The sequence below is a fragment of the Oleiphilus sp. HI0123 genome (assembly GCF_001635315.1).
The window spans coordinates 1-5,408 of the sequence record NZ_LWGE01001232.1 but is presented as its reverse complement, the minus strand read 5'-3'; the positions used below and the strand labels follow the sequence as shown (position 1 = coordinate 5,408).

Sequence of the window (5,408 nt, the reverse complement as noted above, 5' to 3'; positions counted from 1 at the left end):
TGCTAACAACCGTATCATCTTCTGAAAGGTCTTCATCAAAAGTGAAGCCATATTGAAAACCCGAGCAACCACCGCCAGTCACATAAACGCGTAGCTTAAGAGCAGGATTTTCTTCCTCCTCAACCAGCTGTTTAACTTTACTCGCCGCCGCGTCGGTAAAAAATAGCGGGCTTGGCACATGAGTTTCTACAATGCTCATTGGTTCTCCGGCATTTGATTCTAATATTAGAATACTAAAACAATGTCATACTTCTATACAGAGCATTATCCAATTAACCTAGTAAAACAGTCAACTATTTCATTTAGCCATTATTAGAATCTGAACCCGACACGGCTTTTAGCGCAACTTGCTCAGCGGCTTTAGTCTCTGTGCTTTCACCTGAGTCATGATTCTTAATTGATACAGGCTCTTTATGGTGAACCAGGTTACCATTAACCTCAGCACCCATCGCCATTTCGATCAGATGATAATAAACATTCCCTTTTATTGACGCATTCTTGGCCAGCTCAATATGCTTCGAAGCATAAACATCGCCATGGACTGTACCGTTAACAATGATATGAGGTGCAATCACATCACCGTCTATTTCACCAATATCGCTAATACGAACAATCGCTTCACTGTCTTCTTCAGCGCGGATGGTGCCACGAATTAAACCATCGATATGTAAACCGCCAGAGAATTGAAGATCACCCTCTATCTGGGTTTTACTTGATACCAGAGTATCAAAATGAATATTCGGACTATTATGACGCCCTTTCCCTTTTTGTTTACTCTTGCCCCACATAATGATTCTCCCAAAAGTCTCTAAATTTTTTGATCAACTAACTGCTGCCAATCGAAGCTCTGTTCAATACGAGACGCTTTCTTTCCCTTCGACTGAGCAACCACTTGGATACCTGTCGGCACAAAACCTTTCGGTAGCAGCAGATCTCCGGCTATATCCTGAAAATACTTGAATTTAAACTTGATACCCAAAGCCGTTTGCTGCTCTGATATATCTCTTAAGGCTAGAACAGTTTCTTCTTCGCCCTGCATACCTATCACGTTAATCGCAACATTCCCGGATACGTAGCTCTTGTTATCAGCCACTTGCGCTAAGACAATTTTGTAGTCAAAACGCCTATCCGTTGCACCTAGCTGAATCTCGGCTTTCTGTACTTGTAAGCCTCGCGAGTTATCTGAAGGCGCCATAATATTTTGATAAAATGACAAGTCCTTTTCTAACTGCGACACGCGAGCCTTGTAATCCCTGATCGTCTCCTGAATTTCCTGCTTTGCCAGGTCATCAATCGTCCGACCGCTTTCAAGGTTTGCGACTTGCTGCCGTAAAGCGACTTCTTCCTCTTTTAAAGCAGCATACTCTTGTGCAACTTTTGCTAATTCTTGAACGACCTTTTCGTGTGCCTGTTTTATTTGGTAATCGCCCAAAAGAAAACTTAGGACGCCCATGACCAAAATGCCAATTGCAAAAATCACCCGCCGTTTTAATTTAATACCTGGCTTGTGCTTAACTACAATCAGACGATCTTCAGCTTTCCGTTTTACCATTCTAGTACAATCTCACCTAGGTGTTAGGGCATCAATGCCACTTGCTGTAAGCCCATCATCTCATCAAAACCAAACATAAGATTCATGTTCTGAATCGCCTGGCCAGAAGAGCCTTTTACCAGGTTATCAATAACCGACAATACAATAATTGTATTACTGCCAGGTTGCTGGTGCAGTGCAATTCGGCACATATTCGACCCCTTAACGGAACGGGTTTCTGGCAAAGAGCCTAGCGGCATCACATCGACAAAAGGCTCATCCTTATAGCGCTCTTCATAGATAGCTTGAGCCTGCTCCAGACTTAATTCAGCATCAGGCTTAGGTTGTATATACAAAGTCGCTTCGATCCCTCTAATCATGGGCACGAGATGAGGAACAAAGGTCACATTAACAGGCGATCCGTTTGCTTCACTCAAAATTTGCTGGATCTCGGGTAAATGGCGATGCCCGGAAACACCGTAAGCTTTAAAGCTATCAGCGCATTCCGATAACAGCATACCAACTTTAGCTGCACGCCCAGCACCACTGGTGCCTGTTTTAGCATCTGCAATGAGACGATCCGCCTGGACTAAGCCTTGCTCAACTAAAGGTAAAAAGCCCAACTGAATAACCGTAGGAAAACACCCAGGGCAAGCAACTAATTTGGCATCTTTAATTTGTTCACGATAGATTTCAGGCAGGCCATATGCAGCCTGAGGAATTAATTCAGGGCAGGCATGCTTCTGGTCATACCAACTTTCCCATACATCTACATCTTTCAAACGAAAGTCACCTGAAAGATCAATGGTACGCAAGCCGGAATCTATAAATTCAGACATCATTGACTGAGCCACACCGTGTGGCGTTGCAAAGAAGATAAGATCACAGCCAGCTAGTTCGTCTACGCTAGGATCGGTAAAAGGCAAGTCGATGTAGCCACGAACATGAGGAAACATATCTGCAACAGGGCGGCCTTTCTCAGTACGCGAGGTAACAACAGTAATTTCAACCTTCGGATGAAGCACCAATAATCTTAATAACTCCGAACCGGTATAGCCAGTCGCGCCTACAATACCTACCTTTATCACTTTATATCCCCAAATTTCGAATCTTAAAAAACGGCCGATTATATCACGAGATCAACGGCAAGGTTGTAAGCAATTATAGCCAGCCCTATGCCAAGCAAGGCAATTTTATTACAATTTATGGCTTGTATAACAATATAGCTGTGACACAAAACGCTCTATAATCGTTTTACGCACTCATCCTCTCGATAATAATCGCCGCCTACGGACATAACTGACTCAAGCATGCTACTTACTATTCGTACAATACTCGTTCTCACTTACTTCTTTAGCGTTGCTTTGCTCGGCAGTTGCATCTGTCTTTTTAGGCCCTTCAACCCTGATAACACAAGAATATGCGGGCGACTATTCAGCTGGGGAGCTTTGAAGTTATTGGGCGTAAAAATGACGATAGAGAATAAAGAACTATTGGATAATATGCCCCCCAGCGTTGTTATCGCCAATCACCAAAGCAACCTCGACCTCTTTGTTCACGGCGGTGTCATTCCTAAGCGCTGTGTAAGCGTCGGTAAAAAGAGCCTTAAGTATCTGCCTTTATTTGGCCAGGTTTATTGGCTCGCCGGCAATATCATGATCGACCGTTCCAAAAGTCGTGAATCTATCAATACCATGGCTGAAACAACCGAAGCGCTTAAACACAATAATACTTCGATTTGGGTCTTTGCCGAAGGCACACGTAACGGCGGTAATGATCTGCTACCCTTTAAAAAAGGCGCCTTCCATATGGCTCAACAAGCCTCTGCTCCCATTGTTCCTATTTGCGCCAGTGCCTACCCCAAACATATCAATCTCAATAAATGGCATGCAGGTGAAGTCATTGTCCGAATTCTACCTCCTATCGACACGCATATGGCTGAAGACAAAGATTTGGGCACTTTACTTGAAGACGCACACAGCCAGATGAAAGCGACTATTGATGAGCTAAACCAGAAAGTGAAAAATCGTTCGGATAGAAAATAAATCACTTGCCAGCATTTATGGCAACACATTCAGGCTCTAGCTCTTAGAATATTATCTACTTTGCTATAAACTAGCACTGTACTGAATATTAGATTTTAAGACCATAAAGCCGGACTATGCCGCTAAAAACACACTTCGAAAACTATAAGCGCGTTTTCAGACAGCAGCTCTCTGGTGTCGATGCTTTGCCACAGCTAGCAATTCTTGGCCTGATTGCCGGGTCCTTAACTGCTGGTGTCATCCTGCTTTTCCGCTTCATGATCGAAGTCCCTCTTGCTTATTTTCTTCCTGAAGGTGATCCGGAAAATTTTGAAGGCTTAAGTACCTTTATGCGGGTGGTGATGCCGCTTAGCGGCGCCCTGTTAATCGGCACCATCTGGTATCGTTTGAAGATTAGCCAGCGTAAGGTCGGCGTCGCACTAGTGATGGAGCGTCTCAATTATCATCAGGGTTATATCTCGTTTAAAAGTATGATGACCCAATTTGTCGGTGGCGTGTTAACCATTTTGAGCGGCCAGTCTGCCGGACGAGAAGGACCTGCCGTACATTTGGGTGCAGCAGCTTCTAGCTTACTAGGTCGCTATCTAAACCTACCCAACAACAGTATTCGGACCTTAATTAGTTGCGGCACAGCTGCCGCCATTTCTGCTTCCTTCAACACCCCCATTGCCGGAGTCATTTTCGCTATGGAAGTCGTGATGATGGAATATAGCATTGCCGGTTTTACGCCAGTCATCCTGGCTTCGGTTGCAGCAGCGATTATTTCTCAGGTTTTCTATGGCGCAGACCCTGCCTTCCTCGTGCCCCAGCTGTATATGAACTCTCTGATGGAAATTCCCTATATCATTATCTGTGGCATAGGTATTGGTATTGTTTCAGCCTGCTTTGTTGGCTTGATCAAGCTCACCTTGCGTAATAGCACTAGCAATATTTTCTATCGGATCTCCGCTGCCGGTGCCTTAACCGCCGTTGCGGCAGCATTTGTGCCCGAGATAATGGGGGTAGGCTATGACACTGTAAACCAAACGCTTTTGGGCGAGTTTGGTTTGCTTCTACTGTGCTGCATCGCCGTGGTAAAAATTGTGGTAACGGGCATTAGCATTGGCTTGGGGATGCCAAGTGGACTTGTGGGCCCAATTCTCTTTATTGGTGCAACCGTTGGCGGCGTATTTGGCCTAATCGCTGAATGGATTATGCCTGAAACCGCCTCCTCAGCTGGCTTCTACGCTATGTTGGGTATGGGTGCGATGATGGGTTCCGCGCTACAAGCTCCCTTGGCCGCACTATTAGCCTTATTAGAACTTACGCAAAACCCCAATATAATCATGCCGGGAATGTTGATCATTGTTGTATCCAGTATGGTTGCAAGTGAAGTGTTCAAGCAGCAGTCTATTTTCCTGAGTATATTGAAGGAACAAGGTCTCGATTATCACAATAGCCCGGTTATTCAGGCACTTCGCCGCGTCAGTGTTGGCGCCATTATGACCCGACAATTTAGTCCGACGAAACGGCATATAGTTTACGAGGAAGCCAAGGAAATTTTGCGCCAGGAGCCTAAATGGATACTAATCAATAACAGCGATGGTAAACCAGTTTCGCTTCTTCCCACGGTCGATCTTGCGCACTACCTGGAGGAAAACGAACAGGAGCTGGTCGAGGGTGAGGAGCACCCGATTAAGGAGCGCATCCTGATCGACCTGTTTGAAATCCCGGCACAGCGAAAAGATATTGCCTCTCTCTACTTTCAAGCCACGCTTCAGGAAACCCTTGACCGCTTTACAGAAACTAAAACTGAAGCCTTATATGTCGAGAGAACCAGTGCTCCTACCGTT

6 protein-coding genes are annotated in these 5,408 nt (G+C 45.0%); 2 read left to right on the top strand and 4 right to left on the bottom strand.

The window, feature by feature from the left end; all coding sequences use genetic code 11:
* From A3761_RS14215 to argC, 4 genes are all read right to left on the bottom strand, one after another.
* Nucleotides 1-199, bottom strand: a 199-nt coding sequence (locus tag A3761_RS14215) for an iron-sulfur cluster biosynthesis family protein (RefSeq protein ID WP_304439614.1), incomplete at its 3' end; no start/stop codon positions are given.
* 103 nt (nt 200-302) lie between these two features.
* On the bottom strand, nt 303-788 hold the full coding sequence (locus tag A3761_RS14210) for a polymer-forming cytoskeletal protein (protein ID WP_068510036.1): 486 nt from the start codon (nt 786-788) through the stop codon (nt 303-305).
* Nucleotides 789-808: 20 nt separating this feature from the next.
* Entirely contained in the window at nt 809-1,552 is a 744-nt protein-coding gene (locus tag A3761_RS14205) for a DUF6776 family protein (protein WP_068510034.1), read from the bottom strand.
* 23 nt (nt 1,553-1,575) lie between these two features.
* On the bottom strand, nt 1,576-2,619 hold the full coding sequence (argC, locus tag A3761_RS14200) for an N-acetyl-gamma-glutamyl-phosphate reductase (protein ID WP_068510033.1): 1,044 nt from the start codon (nt 2,617-2,619) through the stop codon (nt 1,576-1,578).
* Between the two features lie 381 nt (nt 2,620-3,000).
* Between argC and A3761_RS14195 the strand changes: the two genes are divergently transcribed.
* On the top strand, nt 3,001-3,576 hold the full coding sequence (locus A3761_RS14195) for a 1-acyl-sn-glycerol-3-phosphate acyltransferase (RefSeq protein ID WP_197470098.1): 576 nt from the start codon (nt 3,001-3,003) through the stop codon (nt 3,574-3,576).
* Between the two features lie 116 nt (nt 3,577-3,692).
* A partial coding sequence (locus A3761_RS14190; RefSeq protein WP_068750385.1) for a chloride channel protein occupies nt 3,693-5,408 on the top strand: 1,716 nt, incomplete at its 3' end.